This window comes from Enterobacter sp. BNK-22, from assembly GCF_048684805.1.
GTDB classification, from domain to species: domain Bacteria; phylum Pseudomonadota; class Gammaproteobacteria; order Enterobacterales; family Enterobacteriaceae; genus Enterobacter; species Enterobacter quasiroggenkampii.
In genome coordinates, this window is the sequence record NZ_JBLQTT010000001.1 from 3,440,712 (window position 1) to 3,461,314 (window position 20,603).

The window sequence follows — 20,603 nt, forward strand, 5'->3', positions numbered from 1 at the left end:
CAGCCTGGCAAGTGCTTATTTTCAGGGGTATTTTGTAACATGGCAGAAAAACAAACCGCGAAAAGGAATCGTCGCGAAGAAATACTTCAATCTCTGGCTCTGATGCTTGAATCCAGCGATGGCAGTCAACGCATCACCACCGCTAAACTGGCCGCCTCCGTAGGCGTGTCTGAGGCGGCGCTGTACCGTCACTTTCCGAGCAAGACCCGGATGTTCGACAGCCTGATCGAGTTTATTGAAGACAGCCTGATCACACGCATCAACCTGATTCTGAAAGACGAAAAAGACACCACCGCGCGTCTGCGTCTGATTGTGCTGTTAATCCTGGGCTTTGGTGAACGCAATCCGGGCTTAACCCGTATCCTGACCGGCCACGCGCTGATGTTTGAACAAGACAGACTGCAGGGCCGCATTAACCAACTTTTCGAACGCATTGAAGCGCAGCTGCGCCAGGTGCTGCGCGAGAAGAAAATGCGTGAAGGTGAAGGATACAGCATTGATGAAACGCTGCTGGCAAGCCAGATTCTGGCGTTTTGTGAAGGGATGCTCTCCCGCTTTGTGCGTAGCGAGTTCAAATACCGCCCAACGGACGATTTTGACGCCCGCTGGCCTTTAGTCGCAGCACAATTACAGTAACGCCATCGCCGGATGGCGGCTTCGCCTTATCCGGCCTGCGAACGGGTAGGCCCGGTAAGCGTAGCGCCACCGGGCAATACAATTAAACCCCGAACGCTTCGCGATACGCTTTTACCGCTGCCAGATGGTCCGCCATCTCAGGCTTCTCTTCCAGATACGCAATCAGCTCTTTCAGGGTGATAATCGACGTCACTTTGCAGTTGTAGTCGCGCTCCACTTCCTGAATGGCGGAGATCTCTCCACGACCACGCTCCTGACGATCCAGCGAAATCAATACGCCAGCCAGCGTTGCACCGTTGGCCTGGATAATCTCCATTGATTCGCGGATCGCCGTGCCTGCGGTGATCACGTCGTCGACCAGCATGACGCGGCCCTGCAGCGCGCTGCCGACCAGATTCCCGCCTTCACCGTGGGTTTTAGCCTCTTTGCGGTTAAAGCAGTACGGCACGTCGCGGTCATGGTGTTCCGCCAGCGCCACCGCGGTGGTGGTCGCAATCGGAATGCCTTTATAGGCCGGGCCAAACAGCAGGTCAAAATCAATCCCGGAATCTACCAGCGCTTCGGCATAGAAACGGCCTAACAATGCCAGATCGCGCCCGGTATTAAACAGCCCGGCGTTGAAGAAATAGGGACTTTTACGCCCGGATTTCAGCGTAAATTCGCCAAACTTAAGTACCTGCTTGTTAAGCGCAAACTCAATAAACTGGCGCTGATACGATTTCATGGATTTGCTCCTTTGGTTTTCTGTCTTACAGGCAAAAAAAAGGCGACTCATTGGTCGCCTTTAAAATCAATTTTCTAACGCCGCTTTCTGCGTCGTGACAATGGATTCGATTCCCCCTCGGGCCAACGCCAGCAGGGAGAGAAGTTCTTCGTGAGTGAACGGCTCGCCTTCTGCCGTGCCCTGCACCTCAATGATGCGACCATCTTCGGTCATCACCACGTTCATGTCTGTCTCTGCCGCGGAATCTTCAACGTATTCCAGATCGCAAAGCGCTTCACCGTTAACGATACCGACGGAGACCGCCGCAACCATGCCTTTCATTGGGTTGGTTTTCAGCTTACCGGCTGCAACCAGCTTGTTCAGGGCATCGGCCAGCGCTACACAGGCGCCGGTAATCGATGCCGTACGCGTGCCGCCATCGGCCTGAATCACGTCGCAGTCCAGAGTAATCGTGAATTCGCCGAGGGTTTTCAGGTCAACGGCGGCGCGCAGCGCACGCGCGATCAGACGTTGAATTTCCATGGTACGACCGCCCTGCTTACCCTTTGCCGCTTCACGGGCATTACGGGTATGGGTCGCGCGCGGCAGCATGCCGTATTCTGCGGTGATCCAGCCCTGACCCTGACCTTTCAGGAAGCGCGGAACGCCTTCTTCGATGGAGGCGGTGCACAGCACTTTGGTGTCACCAAACTCAACCAGCACGGAGCCTTCAGCGTGTTTTGTATAGTTACGGGTCAGGGTGACGGGACGCACCTGATTGGCGCTACGACCTGATGGACGCATGATGGATTCTCCGGCTTGAAACGAATGTGGCTGCGCATTATACGGATAAAGGACGCTTATTCCTATCCTGAGAAGCCCCCGAAAGCTATAATCCCCCCATCTCTCCTTTAAAAACGGGAATGTCTATGATCCGCAGTATGACCGCCTACGCCCGGCGTGAAATCAAGGGTAGCTGGGGTAGCGCCACATGGGAAATGCGCTCGGTAAACCAGCGTTACCTGGAAACGTATTTCCGTATGCCGGAGCAGTTCCGCAGCCTTGAGCCTGTTGTACGCGAGCGTATCCGTACGCGCCTGACGCGCGGTAAAGTGGAATGTAACCTGCGCTTTGAGCCCGATGCCAGCGCACAGGGCGAGCTGATCCTCAACGAAAAACTGGCGAAACAGCTCGTCAATGCGGCGAACTGGGTCAAAATGCAGAGCGATGAAGGCGAAATCAACCCGGTTGATATTCTGCGCTGGCCTGGCGTCATGGCCGCCGGTGAGCAGGATCTGGACGCCATTGCCGCTGAAATCCTGGCCGCCCTCGACGGCACGCTGGATGACTTTATCGTTGCCCGCGAAACCGAAGGTCAGGCGCTGAAAGCGATGATTGAGCAGCGCCTTGAAGGCGTCAGCGCTGAAGTGGCTAAGGTTCGCACCCATATGCCGGAAGTGCTGCAGTGGCAGCGCGAGCGCCTTGTCGCCAAACTGGAAGAAGCAGAAGTTCAGCTGGAAAACACCCGTCTGGAACAAGAGCTGGTGCTGATGGCGCAACGTATCGATGTCGCTGAAGAGCTGGACCGTCTGGAAGCGCACGTTAAAGAGACCTACAACATTCTGAAGAAGAAGGAAGCGGTGGGCCGCCGTCTGGACTTTATGATGCAGGAGTTCAACCGTGAGTCGAACACCCTGGCGTCTAAGTCTATCAATGCAGAAGTCACCAACTCCGCGATTGAGTTGAAAGTGCTGATTGAGCAAATGCGCGAGCAGATCCAGAATATTGAGTAATGTCTTTCCGGGTGGTGTCGACGGTGCCACCCATTATTATTTCTAATCCATCCCAACACCTGATTTTGCGTTTCACCGCCGCTCATCAAGCTCATTCAACTTAACTTGATAAAAATATATAGGGCAAACCCTGTCGCCTTAGAAAAACTCAATCGTGATCTTGCGCACAAATCGCTAACCTCCCCGCATTCACACCGGAGGGTATATGCTGCTTCACATTCTTTATCTCATTGGCATCACCGCAGAAGCCATGACCGGCGCACTTGCCGCCGGACGTCGCCGTATGGACACCTTCGGCGTGATCATTATTGCTACAGCGACCGCGCTGGGCGGCGGTTCAGTACGAGATATCCTGCTGGGACATTATCCGCTCGGCTGGGTAAAAAACCCTGAATACATTGTTATTGTCGCGATTGCCGCCGTGTTGACCACCATCGTGGCGCCCGTTATGCCCCATCTTCGCCGTCTTTTTTTAGTCCTTGACGCTTTGGGCCTGGTGGTTTTCTCCATTATCGGGGCGCAAATTGCGCTGGATATGGGCGAAAGCCCGGTCATAGCCACTATCGCCGCGGTCGTAACAGGTGTATTTGGCGGCGTACTGCGCGATATGTTCTGTAAGCGCATTCCATTGGTTTTCCAGAAAGAGCTTTACGCTGGAATATCCTTTGCCTCTGCCGTTCTGTATATTGCTTTACAACATTACGTTTCGAGCCATGATGTTGTGGTCATTGCCACGTTATTATTTGGTTTTACGGCTCGCTTGCTGGCGCTGCGCTTAAAACTGGGATTGCCCGTTTTTCATTACACGCAGGACACCCATTGAATTCTCAACAAAACCACAACAAAGTAGTAAAAAGCACCTTTTGTTATCCCATATAACCGGGCCAAACGCGATAAAATGTCGCAACTTTGTCCCCATAAACTTGCGTTAAAACAATGTCCTTTGCCAAAACGTCAGCACTGATTATTAATAAAAAACTCAGCAGCCATTTTTTAATTTTGCTGCTCGTTTCCGTGCTGATTCAGTTATGGCCAGTATTTTTAACACAACCTGCGCGATTCGCAGTCCGCATTGCGATTTGTAATGCGCTCTTACTGGTATGCGCCGCAGCGATCTATCGCACGCTTCCCGGTAAGATCGTCGCATTTGTTTTAACCGCCCTGCTTACGTTAAATTTTGCGGTTGCTTACAGCACATGGAGTGTCTACCAGAGCGAATTTAACACCGTATTTGCGATGAGTATTCTCGGCACTCACGTAGCCGAAGCGAAAAGCATGTCAGGTTTATACCTGCACTGTTTACCAGCCGCGGTTGCTTACTTTGTTGTCACCTGGTACGCAATCAAATCGACGAGCGAGCATGTTTCTTCCCGTGTGAGAACTGTCGGCTTCGTTCTGCTTGCCGTTTATTTGGGCTGGTATTCAACGGCGAACTGGCTGAAAAAACGCCACGACCTTGAAGTTTATTATCCGCTAAGCTCGCGGATTTTAACCAATACGCCGTTTTACACCGGTGCAGAGTTCATTATTGCCCATCGCGATAACGCGCTGGCGGAGAAAATTAGCCAGCACAGCGTCAATTATCCTGCATTGCAATATCATGATACGGGCATCGAAAACTATGTTGTTATCGTGGGTGAATCCGCACGTCGCAGCAATATGAAGCTCTACGGTTTTCACCAGGATACCACGCCTGTAGAATCCAGGCTGGCGAAGGACGCCCTCATCTTTAGCAATGCTATTGCCCCAGCGTCAGCCACCGTGCTTTCCGTGCCGATGATTTTAAGCAAAGCTGATCCAGACCACTTCACCACCGATAAGCTTGCTGACAATATCGTTAGCGTCGCTAAAAAAACGGGCTATCACACCGAGTGGATTAGCGCCCAGGGTAACACAGGCAAGAGCAATAACTACATTGTGGCCATTGCCTCTATCAGCCATAAAGCCCAGTGGATTGATACCCGTTATGACACCGAGCTTTTACCGGCCCTGGATGAGGCGCTTAAAGCCCCCGGCAAGAAGTTAATTTTCCTGCATATCAACGGCAGCCATGAGATGGCCTGCGATCGGTATCCGGCATCAGCGAATATTCTGCATACCGGCAACAAATATGAAGATTGCTACAATAACGCGATTCTGTTTACCGACTACTTCATTGGCGAAGTAGCTAAACGTCTGCAGGGCAGCGCATCCTCTATGCTCTATTTTTCAGACCATGGGCTGGAAAAAAACCCACAACTGAATTCCATCTATATGCATGGCTCACGCAACCCAAGCAAAGAGGCTTACCAGGTCCCCCAGTTTATCTGGTATAGCCAGCAAGCCCTGAATGCCCAAAAAAGAGCGGTGGGGTGGGTACATGAAGCGTGGCCCACAGCAAGCAATTATGAGTTGATGTTAACGTGGCTTGGAATCACAACGGGTGTTGATCAATGCGGCTCGGTGCTTGCACCGTGCTATCAGGCTCCTACACTTATCCCGGTAATTGATGGCGGCCGCCACATCTATGACTACGATCAGCTTCGCGAAACCTTCAGTTCACCAGACAGACATACCCCCTGGCGCAAAGCTAAAGCAAGCTCGCTCTAAAATCCGGGTAGACCCTGCTTGCCTAGCCAGGAAGCCAGGCCGGCAACGCCAGGGTCATGGATGAATGCAACAATTTGTCGCGCCTTCTTCTCTCCCGTTCCCGGCAGGCTCTGCCAGTCCTTTGCGTTACGTCCGCTCAATGTTTGCCACGTTACGTCCCCCATCGCCTTCAGCGAAGCCTGCGTCAGCGGAACACCCAGTGCCATGAGCCAGCGAATAAAAGGCTTCTCGCGTACCAGATTAAATCGATGCCAGAGCGCCAGCCCGCGCGCGGAGGAAAATCCAGGCGTAGCCTGCATTTGCGCCTGCGTTAATAACAGCCACGAAAAGAGATGTTCAAAATGATGCGCCTGCCAGAGGGTCCGCCAGCCTGACTCACCTAATCCTTCAATATCAAATACCTGCTTTGAGCTGAGCCATGCCAGTCGGGCAAAGAACTGCTCCATACATTCCGGCGAAGCATAGAAACAGCTAAGCGCATGATACCGTGAGGCGGGAGGCTCAGGTTTATGTCTGTCCGTCCCGCGCCAGACCACCTTATCAAACCGGGGAATACCCTGCCCGGCCAGGCTGACCTGGATCTGATCCCCCGGGGCAATATCCAGCCGCTGCCAGCGCTCAACTGAGCCCAGACTCACCCGCTGCACCTGTTTATCATCCAGTTGCACGGGTTCCAGCGCGGCTACAACGGACATTTTGCCCGTTCGCCCCACGGAAAAATGAATATCACTCACCTCGGCCACCTGGGCTGCTGGCATATATTTCCACGCAACCACCCAGTTGCCTTCGCCCGGCAACCAGCCTTCCCCCGCAGGCGCATCCTCCGACCGCACCACAATGCCATCCGTGGCAAAGGGTAATGCAGCTACGTGCCAGGCCGCGCGTTGTTTCTCGACGGCGTCAACAGATTCGGCGGGTAGCGTATACCGTGCCGACAGCGTAAAACCGGCCTGAGACAGTTCAGCTAAAGATGTCTGCATATTTTTCGGCCCATCCGGCCAGGCCCAGATGAATACGCCAAGCTTATTCAATAGCGCGTTATCCTTTTGGCGCATCATCGCACCTGCCACCTTTGCGCGAGCGTTCATCCCACCCATCTGCCGCTGAATGTGACTGTCGCTTAGCCAAAAAAGCTCGCCCTGTAAGACGCTGTTCGCCAGCTTGCCGGTGAGCTTTTGCGAAACAGACGGGATTAAACGTAGCTTCCCGGTCCAGTCCTCCCCTTTCAGGCCATCACCGCGACTGATGGCCTGGATTAACTTTCCGTCACGGTAGACCAGCGTTACCGCCACACCGTCAACTTTGGGCTGCATCCACAGATGTTGCCGCGCACGCATCCATTGTTTCAGCTCCTCTTTGCTGGCCACCTTGTGTACGCCCGTATGGGCAACAGGATGTTTGACGCTCCCGGTCAGCGGAGGAAGTTTCTCTCCTGAGAATTCAGTGCCAAAACAGCGCTGCCACTGCGTTAACCGCCCGTTAAGCTGATCGTAAACCTCGTCGTTAACTTCGCTCACGCCCTGCTTCCAGTAAGCGTCATCCCAGCGTTTGATTTGCGCGCTTAATGACGCCATCTCTTTCTCTGCTTTTGCCTGCGACCAGACCGGACATACCGCCGCGCCATAGCCACACCACAACAGCATTAACCCGCTTATCCATCGCCACATCGCTACCCCTCCTTTGCGTTGCAGAAGGTATACCCCGATGTCTGAAACAACGCTAACGGCAACGGTTCACACTGCGAGACGCTATCCGGTATTTCCTGGGGTTGCTGAAAACCACGGATAAAACCTGAAAACGGCACGCAAAATTCAATAATCCAGGGGAAAAAGTGTGACAAAGGCTACGTCACACGGCAGTGACGTGTATAATAAGCCCGTATGTAGGACTTCTTCGTTAACACATACAAAAGACTCTCATGGCTCAAGGCACGCTTTATATTGTTTCTGCCCCTAGTGGCGCGGGTAAATCCAGCCTTATTCAGGCACTGTTAAAAACCCAACCGCTGTACGACACACAGGTTTCTGTTTCTCACACCACGCGAGCGCCGCGTCCGGGTGAAGTGCACGGTGAACACTATTTCTTTGTGGATCACGACGAGTTCAGAGCGATGATCGGCAGAGATGCGTTTCTTGAACACGCTGAAGTATTCGGTAATTACTACGGTACCTCGCGTGAAACCATTGAGCAGGTTCTGGCCACGGGCGTGAATGTGTTCCTGGATATCGACTGGCAGGGTGCACAGCAAATTCGCAAGAAAATGCCTGACTCGCGCAGTATCTTTATTTTACCGCCATCGAAAGATGAGCTGGATCGCCGCCTGCGTGGCCGCGGTCAGGACAGCGAAGAAGTCATCGCAAAGCGTATGGAACAGGCTGTTGCAGAAATGAGCCATTACGCGGAATATGATTACCTTATTGTGAATGATGATTTTGATGCCGCGCTGAGCGATCTCAAAACCATTCTTCGTGCAGAACGTCTGCGTATGAGCCGCCAGAAGCAGCGACATGACGCATTAATCACCAAACTGTTGGCAGACTGAACCCACTTTCAGTATCATGCCCAGTCATTTCTTCACCTGTGGAGCATTTTAAGTATGGCACGCGTAACTGTTCAGGACGCTGTAGAGAAAATTGGTAACCGTTTTGACCTGGTGCTGGTCGCCGCGCGTCGCGCTCGTCAGATGCAGGTAGGCGGTAAAGATCCGCTGGTACCGGAAGAAAACGATAAAACCACCGTTATTGCACTTCGCGAAATCGAAGAAGGTCTGATCAACAACCAGATCCTCGACGTGCGTGAGCGCCAGGAGCAGCAAGAGCAGGAAGCCGCAGAACTGCAGGCCGTAACCGCTATTGCTGAAGGTCGTCGTTAATTAAACCTGCGGGTCGCCCTTGTATCTGTTTGAAAGCCTGAATCAACTGATTCAAACCTACCTGCCTGAAGACCAGATTAAGCGTCTTCAGCAGGCGTATCTCGTTGCACGTGACGCTCACGAGGGCCAGACACGTTCAAGCGGTGAACCCTACATCACGCACCCGGTAGCGGTGGCCTGTATTCTGGCCGAGATGAAACTCGACTACGAAACGCTGATGGCCGCGCTGCTGCACGACGTGATTGAAGATACCCCTGCCACTTACCAGGACATGGAACAGCTGTTTGGCAAAAGCGTTGCCGAACTGGTGGAAGGGGTCTCTAAGCTTGATAAGCTGAATTTCCGCGACAAGAAAGAGGCGCAAGCCGAAAACTTCCGCAAGATGATTATGGCGATGGTGCAGGATATCCGCGTCATTCTCATCAAACTCGCTGACCGCACCCACAACATGCGCACGCTGGGCTCACTTCGCCCGGATAAACGTCGCCGCATTGCCCGTGAAACTCTCGAAATCTACAGTCCGCTGGCGCACCGTTTAGGTATTCACCACATTAAAACCGAGCTGGAAGAGCTGGGTTTTGAAGCGTTGTACCCGAACCGCTATCGCGTGATTAAAGAGGTGGTGAAAGCCGCACGCGGCAACCGTAAAGAGATGATTCAAAAGATCCTCTCTGAAATCGAAGGGCGTTTGCAGGAAGCGGGGATCCCGTGCCGCGTCAGCGGTCGCGAAAAACACCTGTACTCCATCTACTGCAAAATGGTGCTCAAAGAGCAACGTTTTCACTCGATCATGGATATCTACGCCTTCCGCGTGATTGTCCACGATTCAGATACCTGTTATCGCGTGCTGGGGCAGATGCACAGCCTCTATAAACCGCGTCCAGGGCGGATGAAAGATTACATCGCCATTCCAAAAGCGAACGGCTATCAATCTTTGCACACCTCGATGATCGGGCCGCACGGCGTGCCTGTTGAGGTGCAAATTCGTACCGAAGACATGGACCAGATGGCAGAGATGGGTGTGGCCGCGCACTGGGCCTATAAAGAGCACGGTGGCGAAAGCAGCACGACCGCACAAATCCGCGCCCAGCGCTGGATGCAGAGCCTGCTGGAACTTCAGCAGAGTGCGGGTAGCTCGTTTGAATTTATCGAGAGCGTGAAATCCGATCTCTTCCCGGATGAGATTTACGTTTTCACCCCAGAAGGCCGCATTGTCGAACTGCCTGCAGGCGCAACACCGGTCGACTTCGCTTACGCCGTGCATACCGATATCGGCCATGCCTGCGTGGGCGCGCGCGTCGACAGACAGCCTTACCCGCTGTCTCAGCCGCTCTCCAGCGGCCAGACGGTGGAAATTATTACCGCGCCGGGCGCACGTCCGAACGCGGCCTGGCTGAACTTTGTCGTGAGTTCTAAAGCACGCGCCAAAATTCGCCAGCTGCTGAAAAACCTCAAGCGTGATGATTCCGTCAGCCTTGGGCGTCGTCTTCTCAACCACGCGTTGGGCGGCAGTCGCAAGCTGGCTGAAATCCCGCAGGAGAACGTCCAGCGTGAACTGGAGCGCATGAAGCTCGCGTCGCTTGATGACCTGCTGGCAGAGATTGGCCTCGGCAACGCCATGAGCGTGGTGGTGGCGAAGAACCTGCAGCAAGGCGACACGACAGCCGTGCCTGCAGCTACGCCAGGCCACGGACATCTGCCGATTAAAGGCGCGGACGGGGTGCTGATCACCTTCGCAAAATGTTGCCGTCCAATTCCTGGCGACCCGATTATTGCGCACGTCAGCCCGGGTAAAGGGCTGGTTATCCACCATGAATCCTGTCGTAACATCCGCGGCTACCAGAAAGAGGCCGAGAAGTTTATGGCGGTCGAATGGGATAAAGAGACCGCGCAGGAATTTATCACCGAAATTAAGGTGGATATGTTCAACCATCAGGGTGCCCTGGCGAACCTGACGGCAGCGATCAACACGGCGTCTTCCAATATTCAAAGCCTGAATACGGAAGAAAAAGATGGCCGCGTGTACAGCGCCTTTATTCGTCTGACCGCCCGCGACCGCGTGCATCTGGCAAATATTATGCGCAAGATCCGCGTCATGCCGGACGTGATTAAAGTCACCCGTAACCGAAACTAGCGGCATGAATTCACAACGTTACGCGCGGATATGCGAAATGCTCGCCAGGCGTCAGCCTGACCTGACGGTCTGCATGGAGCAGGTCCATAAACCGCATAACGTCTCTGCTATCGTTCGTACCGCCGATGCCGTCGGTGTGCATGAAGTGCACGCCGTCTGGCCGGGTCACCGGATGCGAACCATGGTCTCTGCCGCGGCAGGCAGTAACAGCTGGGTTTCCGTCAAATCTCACCAGACAATTGGCGACGCCGTATCGCACCTGAAAGGGCGCGGGATGCAGATCCTTGCCACTAACCTGTCCGCTAAGGCCGTGGATTTCCGCGAGATCGACTACACCCGCCCGACCTGCATTTTGATGGGTCAGGAGAAAACCGGGATCACCCAGGAAGCGCTGGATCTGGCGGATCGGGACATCATCATTCCGATGATTGGCATGGTCCAGTCACTCAACGTCTCCGTGGCCTCCGCGCTCATTCTGTATGAAGCGCAGCGCCAGCGTCAGAACGCCGGCATGTACGAGCGCAGCAACAGCATGCTGCCGGAAGAGGAACAGCAGCGCCTGCTGTTTGAAGGTGGCTATCCGGTACTGGCTCGCGTTGCGAAGCAGAAAAAATTGCCTTACCCCCACGTCAACGCGCAGGGCGAAATTGAAGCCGATGCCGAGTGGTGGGCCACCATGCAGTACGCCGGGTAAGCGATGAAAGGCCGCCTGCTGGATGCCATCCCGCTCAACAGCCTGACGGGCGTGGGCGCGGCGCAAAGCAATAAGCTGGCTAAAATTGGCCTGCACACGGTGCAGGATCTCCTGCTTCACCTCCCCCTGCGTTACGAAGACCGCACCCAGCTTTACAAGATTGGCGATCTCCTTCCCGCCATTTACGCCACCGTTGAAGGCGAAGTTCTGAACTGCAACATCACCTTCGGCGGACGCCGGATGATGACCTGTCAGATCAGCGACGGCACCGGCATTCTCACCATGCGTTTTTTCAACTTCAGCGCGGCGATGAAAAACAGCCTGGCAACGGGCCGCAGGGTGCTGGCCTATGGCGAAACCAAACGCGGGAAGTACGGCGCAGAGATGATCCACCCCGAGTACCGCGTGCAGGGCGATCTCAGCACGCCGGAACTGCAGGAGACACTTACCCCGGTTTACCCGACGACCGAAGGCATCAAGCAGGCGACGCTGCGTAAGCTCACCGATCAGGCGCTGGAGCTGCTGGATACCTGCGCCATTACCGAGCTGCTGCCGCCCGAGCTGGCACAGGGCATGATGAGCCTGCCCGAGGCGCTGCGTACCCTGCACCGCCCGCCGCCAACGCTGCAGCTTAGCGACTTAGAAAGCGGCAAACACCCCGCTCAACAGCGTCTTATCCTTGAGGAATTACTGGCCCATAACCTGAGCATGCTGGCGCTGCGCGCCGGCGCGCAGCGTTTCCATGCCCAGCCATTAAGCCCGCGTGATGAGCTCAAAGATAAGCTGCTGGCCTCCCTGCCGTTTAAACCCACCGGCGCACAGGCGCGCGTCACCGCCGAGATTGAACGCGATATGGCGCTCGACGTGCCGATGATGCGCCTGGTGCAAGGCGACGTGGGGTCCGGTAAAACGCTGGTTGCCGCGCTGGCCGCCCTGCGTGCGATTGCCCACGGCAAACAGGTCGCGCTGATGGCACCGACCGAACTGCTGGCGGAACAGCACGCCAACAATTTCCGCGCCTGGTTTGCGCCGCTCGGGATTGAAGTCGGCTGGCTTGCCGGAAAGCAAAAAGGCAAAGCGCGCCTTGCGCAACAGGAGGCCATCGCCAGCGGGCAGGTCCAGATGATTGTCGGCACGCACGCTATCTTCCAGGAGCAGGTGCAGTTCAACGGCCTTGCGCTGGTGATTATCGATGAACAGCACCGCTTCGGCGTGCATCAACGTCTGGCGCTGTGGGAAAAGGGACTGCAGCAGGGCTTCCACCCGCATCAGCTGATCATGACCGCCACGCCGATCCCGCGCACCCTGGCGATGACGGCTTACGCCGATCTGGATACCTCCACCATCGACGAACTTCCCCCGGGTCGTACGCCAGTCACAACGGTTGCCATTCCTGACACGCGTCGCAGTGATATCATCGATCGCGTGCGCAACGCCTGCACCCACGAAGGGCGTCAGGCCTACTGGGTTTGTACGCTGATTGAAGAGTCGGAACTGCTGGAAGCGCAGGCTGCCGAAGCCACGTGGGAAGAGCTTAAGCTGGCGCTGCCGGAGCTGAACGTGGGCCTGGTTCACGGACGCATGAAGCCTGCCGAAAAGCAGGCGGTGATGCAGTCGTTTAAGCAGGGCGAGCTGCATTTGCTGGTCGCCACGACGGTCATTGAAGTGGGCGTGGACGTCCCGAATTCTAGCCTGATGATTATCGAAAACCCGGAACGCCTGGGCCTGGCCCAGCTCCACCAGCTGCGCGGACGCGTTGGCCGTGGCGCGGTAGCGTCCCACTGCGTCCTGCTCTACAAAGCCCCGCTCTCGAAAACCGCTCAGATGCGTTTGCAGGTACTGCGCGACAGTAACGACGGTTTTGTGATTGCGCAAAAAGACCTTGAGATCCGCGGCCCCGGTGAACTGCTGGGCACGCGTCAGACGGGGAACGCGGAATTCAAAGTCGCGGATTTGCTGCGCGATCAGGCCATGATCCCCGAGGTTCAGCGCCTCGCCCGCCACATTCATGAACGCTACCCCGAACAGGCGGCAGCGTTAATTGAGCGCTGGATGCCGGAAACCGAACGCTATTCCAACGCCTGATTCAGGCAAACATCGGCAGCATCAGGTACAGCTTAATCACCAGCGCGTTGACGATATCAATAAAGAACGCTCCGACCATCGGGACCACCAGAAACGCCATGTGCGAAGGCCCGAAGCGTTCGGTGATCGCCTGCATGTTGGCGATAGCCGTTGGGGTGGCCCCCAGACCAAACCCGCAGTGACCCGCCGCCAGCACCGCCGCATCATAGTTTTTGCCCATCATCCGCCAGGTGACAAACATGGCGTACAGCGCCATAAACAGGGTCTGCACCGCCAGAATCGCCACCATTGGCAGCGCCAGCGAGGCCAGCTCCCACAGCTTGAGGCTCATTAGCGCCATCGCCAGGAACAGCGACAGGCAGACGTTGCCGAGCACTGACACCGCCCGTTCAAACACGCGGTAGAAGCCCATTAGCGCCAGACCGTTGCTCAGGATCACCCCGATAAACAGCACGCAGACAAAGGTCGGCAGCTCAAACGCTGAGCCCGCCAGCCATTGCGCAACCACTTTGCCCACGGTCAGGCAGATGGCGATCATCGCGATGGTTTCAATCAGCACCAGCGAGGTAATACTGCGCCCGACGTCCGGCTTTTCGAATGCTGTCGGCACCAGCTCATCGTCCGGCCTGCCGTCCGGCGTGGTGGAGTGCTTCACCAGATAGCGAGCCACCGGGCCGCCAATCAGGCCACCCAGCACCAGACCAAAGGTCGCGCAGGCCATCGCCACTTCCGTCGCGTTTTCAAACCCGTAGCGCTCAATAAATAACTTGCTCCACGCGGCCCCGGTACCGTGACCGCCTGACAGAGTGATCGACCCTGCCAGCAGCCCCATCAGCGGATCCAGTCCCAGCAGCGACGCCATCCCGATACCAATGGCGTTTTGCATCAGCAGCAGCCCCACCACCACAATCAAAAATACACCGAGCACCTTACCGCCCGCCCGCAGGCTCGCCAGGTTGGCGTTCAGGCCGATGGTGGCAAAGAAGGCCAGCATCAGCGGGTCTTTCAGGGACATATCAAAATCGATTTCCCAGCCCATGCTTTTTTTCAGCACCAGCAGGGCCAGCGCCACCAGCAGACCACCGGCGACAGGTTCAGGAATGGTGTATTTCTTCAGAAGGGAAACGCTATGTACCAGCTTACGACCAAGCAGTAAGACCAGCGTTGCGGCAACAAGGGTCGACAACGTATCGAGATGAATCATAGAAGGCTCCTTTTTTGCGCGTGTTCCCTACACACGCGGCGTTATCCTGGGCCGGTTTGCGCTCTTCATGAGCCCCGGCGCAAAAAGTGTAATTTTTTTTCCCGATGCGTTGTAGAAAACCTGCTCACAGCGGCAGATTTTCTTGCCTTTTTTTGCTGGCAATCGTTTGCTTTTACCAGGTGGTCAGATAAAATGCCCGCTTTTCCACCGTGGGATTGCCGCCGATGTCCGTTAACACCATAGAGTCGCCTGATGCGCAACCGATTGCGCAGAAGCAAAATAGCGAACTGATTTACCGCCTTGAAGATCGCCCGCCGCTGCCGCAGACGCTTTTCGCCGCCTGCCAGCATCTTCTGGCGATGTTTGTTGCGGTGATCACCCCGGCGCTGCTGATTTGCCAGGCGCTCGGCTTACCGGCGCAGGACACGCAGCACATTATCAGCATGTCTCTTTTCGCCTCCGGCGTGGCCTCGATTATTCAAATTAAAGCGTGGGGTCCGGTGGGGTCGGGATTATTGTCGATTCAGGGCACCAGCTTTAACTTCGTGGCGCCCCTGATCATGGGCGGTACGGCCCTGAAAACCGGCGGCGCGGATGTCCCGACCATGATGGCGGCGCTGTTCGGCACCCTGATGCTGGCCAGCTGTACAGAGATGGTGATCTCCCGCGTTCTGCATCTGGCTCGTCGCGTTATCACCCCGCTGGTTTCCGGCGTCGTCGTGATGATTATCGGCCTGTCGCTGATTCAGGTGGGCCTTACCTCCATCGGTGGCGGCTATGCCGCGATGAGCGACCACACCTTCGGCGCGCCGAAAAACCTGCTGCTGGCAGGCGTCGTGCTGGCCATCATTATTCTGCTTAACCGTCAGCGTAACCCTTACCTGCGCGTCGCCTCGCTGGTGATCGCCATGGCGGCGGGTTACCTGCTGGCCTGGGCGCTGGGCATGCTGCCGGAGAACACCGCGCCGACCAACAGCGCGCTGATCACCGTCCCCACGCCGCTGTACTACGGTCTGGGCATTGACTGGGGCCTGCTCCTGCCGCTGATGCTGGTCTTTATGATCACCTCTCTGGAGACCATCGGCGACATCACCGCCACCTCCGACGTCTCCGAGCAGCCCGTTTCCGGCCCGCTGTACATGAAGCGCCTGAAAGGCGGCGTGCTGGCGAACGGCCTCAACTCGTTTGTCTCTGCGGTCTTCAACACCTTCCCGAACTCCTGCTTCGGTCAGAACAATGGCGTGATCCAGCTGACCGGCGTGGCCAGCCGCTACGTTGGCTTCGTGGTGGCGCTGATGCTGATCGTCCTCGGCCTGTTCCCGGCGGTGAGCGGCTTTGTACAGCACATTCCGGAGCCGGTGCTGGGCGGCGCAACGCTGGTGATGTTCGGGACGATCGCAGCCTCCGGCGTGCGTATCGTCTCCCGCGAGCCGCTGAACCGCCGCGCGATCATGATTATCGCGCTGTCGCTGGCCGTCGGTCTGGGCGTTTCTCAGCAGCCGCTGATCCTGCAGTTTGCCCCGGACTGGGTGAAAAACCTGCTCTCTTCCGGCATTGCCGCAGGCGGTATCACCGCTATCGTGCTGAACCTCGTTTTCCCGCCTGAGAAAAACTGATTTCTCTCACGGCAGGCAGTCAATGCCTGCCGTGACATCTAATTACACCATTCCCGCCTTGAGGATTGCGCATAAATCGTGCATAACTCCCTTATGTGCGTTTTGCGGGATGGAAGACCATGAAATTTATTGGAAAGCTACTCGTCTATCTTCTGGTAGCCCTGCTCATTGTGATGCTGGCGCTCTATATTCTGCTCCAGACCCGCTGGGGTGCGGCTCAGGTCAGCAGCTGGGTAACGGTGAATACCGACTACGAACTCAGTTTCGACAAGATGAATCACCGCTTTTCGTCGCCTTCCCACCTCATTCTGGAAAACGTTACCTTCGGTCGGGACGGAAAACCCGCCACCCTGGTAGCCAAAAAAGTGGATATCGGCCTGAGTAGCCGCCAGATAACCGATCCGCTGCACGTGGACACCATCACCCTGTTCGACGGCACGCTTAATCTCTCCCCGCAGACCGCGCCGCTGCCTTTCCAGGCCGATCGTCTGCAGTTGAACAACATGGCGTTCAACAGCCCGAATACCGAATGGGATCTGAGCGCGCAGAAGGTGACGGGCGGCGTCAGCCCATGGCAGCCGGAAGCGGGCAACGTGCTGGGTAATCACGCGCAGATCCAGATGAGCGCAGGCTCGCTGACTCTGAACGGCGTACCGGCCACCAACGTGCTGATCGAGGGCCAGCTTAACGGCAAGGAGGTGGTGCTGAACACGATTGGTGCCGATATGGCCCGCGGCTCACTCACCGGCTCCGCCCTGCGCAACGCCGACGGGAGCTGGATTATCGACACCATGCGCCTGAACGAAATCCGCCTGCAGAGCGATAAAACGCTGACCGCGTTCTTCGCGCCGCTGGCCACTATCCCCTCTCTGCAGATTGGTCGTCTGGACGTGACCGACGCCCGGCTTCAGGGCCCGGACTGGGCGGTGACCGATCTCGATTTAAGCCTGCGCAACCTGACGCTAAGCAAAGGCGACTGGCAGAGCCAGGAGGGCCGTCTGTCGATGAACGCCAGCGAGTTTATCTACGGCTCGCTGCATCTGTTTGACCCGATCCTGAATGCGGAGTTTTCCCCGCAGGGTATGGCGCTGCGTCAGTTCACCTCCCGCTGGGAAGGCGGCATGGTGCGCACGTCCGGTAACTGGCTACGCGACGGCAAAGCGCTGGTGCTGGACGATGTCGCCATCGCCGGGCTGGAGTACACCCTGCCGCAGAACTGGAAAACGCTGTGGATGGCGCCTCTACCGGAATGGCTGAACAGCGTCACGCTGCAAAAATTCGGCCTGAGCCGCAACCTGGTGATCGACATCGATCCTGCCTTCCCGTGGCAGATCACTTCTCTGGATGGCTATGGCGCAAACCTGCAGCTTGTGAAAGATCGTCAGTGGGGCGTCTGGGGCGGCAGCGCGACCCTGAACGGCGCGGCGGCGACCTTTAACCGCGTCGACGTACGTCGTCCGTCGCTGGCGCTGAATGCCAATGCCGCCACGGTGAATATTACCGACCTCAGCGCGTTTACCGAAAAAGGCATTCTGGAAGCGACGGCGACCGTTTCACAACTCCCGCAGCGGCAGACCGCAGTGAGCCTGAACGGGCGCGGCGTACCGCTCAATGTGCTGCAACAGTGGGGCTGGCCTGCGCTGCCGATTGCAGGCGACGGCAATATTCAGCTCACCGCCAGCGGCAGCGTGCAGGCCAGTGCGCCGCTGAAGCCAACGGTGAATGGGAAGCTGAGCGCGGTGAATATGGATAAGCAGCAGGTAGAGCAGACGATGACGGGCGGCGTGGTGTCGGCGGTGGCGCCGGCACAGTAAAAAGCCGGGTGGCGGTTTCGCCTTACCCGGCCTACGAGGTTTTGGTTCCCTCTCCCTGTGGGAGAGGGTCAGGGTGAGGGCATCAGAGCGCATAATTACCGTAGGCCCGGTAAGCGAAGCGCCACCGGGCATTTTCCACCTCAGAGCTGAACCACCACCTCATTCCCTTCGGCTTTCACCACCACGCCCCATTCGCTGCCCGCCTGCGAACCGCCCTTCACGCCGCTCACCGTCTGCACGTTGCGCAAACACACCGACCAGTTTTGCGCGTCTCCCGTGCCGGTAAAGGTCACGATGTCGCCCTGACGCGATGCCTTCAGCGTAAACGCCACCGCGCCGTTCGCAGAAGGCACTTCGCTCACTGCCGTTGCGCCATCATCCAGGTTAAACAGCTGGAAGGCCGTCCCCTCGTGCCATGCGTAGTCGGGCTTCTGGTTATTATTGCCCAGCGCCAGCAGCGTGTTGTCGCGCACGTAGACCGGCAGGCTCATGAAATCGTGCTGCTGCTTATGCCAGCGGCTGCCCTGGATTTCGTCGTTGTGCCACAGGTGCGTCCAGCGGCCTTCCGGCAGGTAGAACTGCACGTCCCCCGCCTCGGAGAACACCGGAGCGACCATCAGGGCATCCCCCAGCATGTACTGACGGTCGAGGTAATCGCACGCCGGATCGTCCGGGAACTCCAGCATCATCGCCCGCAGCATCGGCGTGCCGAACTCGCGCGCCAGCGTCGCCTGACGGTACAGATACGGCATCAACTGGCACTTGAGTTGCGTGAAGTGGCGCACCACGTCGCAGGACTCGTCATCGTACGCCCACGGCACGCGGTAGGATTTGCTGCCGTGCAGGCGGCTGTGGCTGGAGAACAGCCCGAACGCACACCAGCGTTTATAGACGTGCGACGGAGCGGTGTTTTCGAACCCGCCGATATCGTGGCTCCAGAAACCGAAGCCGGACAGGCCAATCGACAGCCCGCCGCGCAGGCTTTCCGCCATTGATTCGTAGTTGGCGTAGCAGTCGCCGCCCCAGTGCACCGGGAACTGCTGCGCACCCACTGACGCCGAGCGAGCAAACAGCACCGCCTCTTCTTCCCCCACCGTCTCTTTCAGCACGTTCCACACCAGCTCGTTATAGATGTAGGCGTAATGGTTGTGCATTTTCTGCGGATCGGACCCGTCGAACCACTGCACGTCCGTCGGAATACGCTCGCCGAAGTCGGTCTTGAAGCAGTCGACGCCGATATCCACCAGGCCTTTCAGCTTGTCGGCATACCACCGGCACGCGTCCGGGTTGGTGAAGTCGTAAATCGCCAGCCCCGGCTGCCATTTGTCCCACTGCCACAGGGAGCCGTCAGGGCGCTTGAGCAGGTAGCCCTTCGCTTTCAGCTCCTGGAAGATCGGCGACTTCTGGCCAATGTACGGGTTAATCCACACGCAGACCTTCAGCCCTTTCTCCTTCAGGCGGCGGATCATTCCTTCAGGGTCCGGGAATGTCACCGGATCCCACTCGAAGTCACACCACTGGAAGGCCTTCATCCAGAAGCAGTCGAAGTGGAAGACGTGCAGCGGCAGGTCGCGTTCGGCCATACCGTCGATAAAGCTGTTCACCGTCGCTTCGTCGTAATTGGTGGTGAACGAGGTGGTGAGCCACAGGCCGAACGACCAGGCAGGCGGCAGCGCCGGACGCCCGGTGAAGCGGGTATAGCGGTTCAGCACCTCTTTTGGCGACGGGCCGTCGATCACGAAGTACTCGAGATATTCGCCTTCAACGCTGAACTGCACCTTAGAGACTTTCTCAGATCCCACTTCAAACGAGACGTTTTCAGGATGATTCACCAGCACGCCGTAGCCGCGGTTGGTCAGGTAGAACGGGATATTTTTATAGGACTGCTCGGTGCTGGTGCCGCCGTCGCGGTTCCAGGTTTCGACCGTCTGGCCGTTGCGCACCAGCGCGGTGAAGCGCTCGCCCAGACCATAGACCGTTTCCCCCACGCCCAGATCCAGACGCTCAAAAACGTAATTGCGGTGGGTATTGCTGTCCTGCACGTAGCCGTTATTTTTCAGCTGGCTGCCGGTAATACGCTGGCCGTTGCGCAGGAAGTCCAGCGCCCAGAACTCGCCTTTGGTGACGCGCACGCTGACGCTGCCGCTTTTCAGCTCAGCAAATTCGGCGTTGTTTTCGATCTCAACCTTCACGTCTTTCAGGACGTTCAGCGGATAATGTGGACCATTGTTCAGCGCGCCCTGGAAGTGCTCGATGCGCACCCCGACAATCCCTTCCTGTGGAGCAAACAGGCGCACCGTGAACATCAACGTGTCGAGCTGCCAGGTGCGTTCGCGCACGTCACGCGGCGCCACATACACCACCAGGTCATTCCCCTGCTGCTCCACGTCGAACACCTGAACCGGATAGGTCACATTCAGGCCCGGTTGAATAAGCCAGTTTCCATCACTGATTTTCATACTC

16 protein-coding genes are annotated in these 20,603 nt (G+C 56.8%); 11 read left to right on the plus strand and 5 right to left on the minus strand.

Going from position 1 to position 20,603, the window contains the following annotated elements; translation table 11 throughout:
• Positions 1–39: 39 nt before the first annotated feature.
• Complete coding sequence (gene slmA, locus ACMGGE_RS16260) at positions 40–636, plus strand: nucleoid occlusion factor SlmA (protein ID WP_008502690.1); 597 nt, start codon at positions 40–42, stop codon at positions 634–636.
• Between the two features lie 82 nt (positions 637–718).
• Here slmA and pyrE read toward each other — a convergent pair whose 3' ends face one another.
• A complete protein-coding gene (gene pyrE, locus ACMGGE_RS16265) occupies positions 719–1,360 on the minus strand; it encodes an orotate phosphoribosyltransferase (RefSeq protein ID WP_048028136.1) in 642 nt (213 codons plus the stop codon).
• Positions 1,361–1,426: 66 nt separating this feature from the next.
• Complete coding sequence (gene rph, locus ACMGGE_RS16270) at positions 1,427–2,143, minus strand: ribonuclease PH (RefSeq protein ID WP_006812424.1); 717 nt, start codon at positions 2,141–2,143, stop codon at positions 1,427–1,429.
• 125 nt (positions 2,144–2,268) lie between these two features.
• Here rph and ACMGGE_RS16275 point away from each other — a divergent pair, with 125 nt between their 5' ends.
• The 3 genes from ACMGGE_RS16275 to ACMGGE_RS16285 all read left to right on the plus strand — a co-directional run bounded on the left by ACMGGE_RS16275 (position 2,269) and on the right by ACMGGE_RS16285 (position 5,721).
• Positions 2,269–3,132, plus strand: a complete 864-nt coding sequence (locus ACMGGE_RS16275) for a YicC/YloC family endoribonuclease (RefSeq protein ID WP_008502687.1) — start codon at positions 2,269–2,271, stop codon at positions 3,130–3,132.
• Positions 3,133–3,337: 205 nt separating this feature from the next.
• Positions 3,338–3,955 (plus strand): trimeric intracellular cation channel family protein, encoded by a 618-nt coding sequence (locus ACMGGE_RS16280; RefSeq protein WP_045907917.1) that lies wholly within the window; start codon positions 3,338–3,340, stop codon positions 3,953–3,955.
• A gap of 113 nt (positions 3,956–4,068) precedes the next feature.
• Complete coding sequence (locus ACMGGE_RS16285; protein ID WP_252074039.1) at positions 4,069–5,721, plus strand: phosphoethanolamine transferase; 1,653 nt, start codon at positions 4,069–4,071, stop codon at positions 5,719–5,721.
• Here ACMGGE_RS16285 and ligB read toward each other — a convergent pair.
• Positions 5,718–7,388, minus strand: a complete 1,671-nt coding sequence (gene ligB, locus ACMGGE_RS16290; RefSeq protein ID WP_420293956.1) for an NAD-dependent DNA ligase LigB — start codon at positions 7,386–7,388, stop codon at positions 5,718–5,720. The genes ACMGGE_RS16285 and ligB overlap by 4 nt on opposite strands.
• 251 nt (positions 7,389–7,639) lie before the next feature.
• Between ligB and gmk the strand changes: the two genes are divergently transcribed.
• Genes gmk through recG form a run of 5 tightly spaced genes read left to right on the plus strand, consistent with a single transcriptional unit; the run spans position 7,640 to position 13,506 of the window.
• Positions 7,640–8,263, plus strand: a complete 624-nt coding sequence (gmk, locus tag ACMGGE_RS16295) for a guanylate kinase (protein ID WP_010426438.1) — start codon at positions 7,640–7,642, stop codon at positions 8,261–8,263.
• A 54-nt stretch (positions 8,264–8,317) separates the two neighbouring features.
• Entirely contained in the window at positions 8,318–8,593 is a 276-nt protein-coding gene (rpoZ, locus tag ACMGGE_RS16300) for a DNA-directed RNA polymerase subunit omega (protein ID WP_000135058.1), read from the plus strand.
• Positions 8,594–8,612: 19 nt separating this feature from the next.
• Complete coding sequence (gene spoT, locus ACMGGE_RS16305) at positions 8,613–10,727, plus strand: bifunctional GTP diphosphokinase/guanosine-3',5'-bis pyrophosphate 3'-pyrophosphohydrolase (RefSeq protein ID WP_045907920.1); 2,115 nt, start codon at positions 8,613–8,615, stop codon at positions 10,725–10,727.
• Between the two features lie 4 nt (positions 10,728–10,731).
• Positions 10,732–11,421, plus strand: coding sequence for a tRNA (guanosine(18)-2'-O)-methyltransferase TrmH (gene trmH, locus ACMGGE_RS16310; RefSeq protein WP_420293957.1), 690 nt, complete (start codon positions 10,732–10,734; stop codon positions 11,419–11,421).
• A gap of 3 nt (positions 11,422–11,424) precedes the next feature.
• Positions 11,425–13,506 (plus strand): ATP-dependent DNA helicase RecG, encoded by a 2,082-nt coding sequence (gene recG / locus ACMGGE_RS16315; protein WP_420293958.1) that lies wholly within the window; start codon positions 11,425–11,427, stop codon positions 13,504–13,506.
• A 1-nt stretch (position 13,507) separates the two neighbouring features.
• On the opposite strand, the gene gltS is transcribed toward recG, so the two are convergent.
• Positions 13,508–14,710, minus strand: a complete 1,203-nt coding sequence (gene gltS / locus ACMGGE_RS16320) for a sodium/glutamate symporter (protein ID WP_048028149.1) — start codon at positions 14,708–14,710, stop codon at positions 13,508–13,510.
• 224 nt (positions 14,711–14,934) lie between these two features.
• On the opposite strand from gltS, the gene xanP reads away from it, so the two are divergent.
• Together xanP and ACMGGE_RS16330 are read left to right on the plus strand one after the other, a co-directional pair.
• A complete protein-coding gene (gene xanP, locus ACMGGE_RS16325; protein ID WP_014881972.1) occupies positions 14,935–16,326 on the plus strand; it encodes a xanthine/proton symporter XanP in 1,392 nt (463 codons plus the stop codon).
• 119 nt (positions 16,327–16,445) lie between these two features.
• Positions 16,446–18,140 (plus strand): AsmA family protein, encoded by a 1,695-nt coding sequence (locus tag ACMGGE_RS16330; RefSeq protein ID WP_048028153.1) that lies wholly within the window; start codon positions 16,446–16,448, stop codon positions 18,138–18,140.
• A 140-nt stretch (positions 18,141–18,280) separates the two neighbouring features.
• On the opposite strand, the gene yicI is transcribed toward ACMGGE_RS16330, so the two are convergent.
• Positions 18,281–20,599: an alpha-xylosidase gene (yicI, locus tag ACMGGE_RS16335; RefSeq protein WP_420293959.1), complete on the minus strand. Its 2,319-nt coding sequence runs from the start codon at positions 20,597–20,599 to the stop codon at positions 18,281–18,283.
• Positions 20,600–20,603 lie beyond the last annotated feature (4 nt).

Bases quoted from the DNA above. Each gene is read 5' to 3' on its own strand.
- slmA (WP_008502690.1), top strand. From the start codon at position 40: ATGGCAGAAAAACAAACCGCGAAAAGGAATCGTCGCGAAGAAATACTT.
- pyrE (WP_048028136.1), bottom strand. From the start codon at position 1,360: ATGAAATCGTATCAGCGCCAGTTTATTGAGTTTGCGCTTAACAAGCAG.
- rph (WP_006812424.1), bottom strand. From the start codon at position 2,143: ATGCGTCCATCAGGTCGTAGCGCCAATCAGGTGCGTCCCGTCACCCTG.
- ACMGGE_RS16275 (WP_008502687.1), top strand. From the start codon at position 2,269: ATGATCCGCAGTATGACCGCCTACGCCCGGCGTGAAATCAAGGGTAGC.
- ACMGGE_RS16280 (WP_045907917.1), top strand. From the start codon at position 3,338: ATGCTGCTTCACATTCTTTATCTCATTGGCATCACCGCAGAAGCCATG.
- ACMGGE_RS16285 (WP_252074039.1), top strand. From the start codon at position 4,069: ATGTCCTTTGCCAAAACGTCAGCACTGATTATTAATAAAAAACTCAGC.
- ligB (WP_420293956.1), bottom strand. From the start codon at position 7,388: ATGTGGCGATGGATAAGCGGGTTAATGCTGTTGTGGTGTGGCTATGGC.
- gmk (WP_010426438.1), top strand. From the start codon at position 7,640: ATGGCTCAAGGCACGCTTTATATTGTTTCTGCCCCTAGTGGCGCGGGT.
- rpoZ (WP_000135058.1), top strand. From the start codon at position 8,318: ATGGCACGCGTAACTGTTCAGGACGCTGTAGAGAAAATTGGTAACCGT.
- trmH (WP_420293957.1), top strand. From the start codon at position 10,732: ATGAATTCACAACGTTACGCGCGGATATGCGAAATGCTCGCCAGGCGT.
- recG (WP_420293958.1), top strand. From the start codon at position 11,425: ATGAAAGGCCGCCTGCTGGATGCCATCCCGCTCAACAGCCTGACGGGC.
- gltS (WP_048028149.1), bottom strand. From the start codon at position 14,710: ATGATTCATCTCGATACGTTGTCGACCCTTGTTGCCGCAACGCTGGTC.
- xanP (WP_014881972.1), top strand. From the start codon at position 14,935: ATGTCCGTTAACACCATAGAGTCGCCTGATGCGCAACCGATTGCGCAG.
- ACMGGE_RS16330 (WP_048028153.1), top strand. From the start codon at position 16,446: ATGAAATTTATTGGAAAGCTACTCGTCTATCTTCTGGTAGCCCTGCTC.
- yicI (WP_420293959.1), bottom strand. From the start codon at position 20,599: ATGAAAATCAGTGATGGAAACTGGCTTATTCAACCGGGCCTGAATGTG.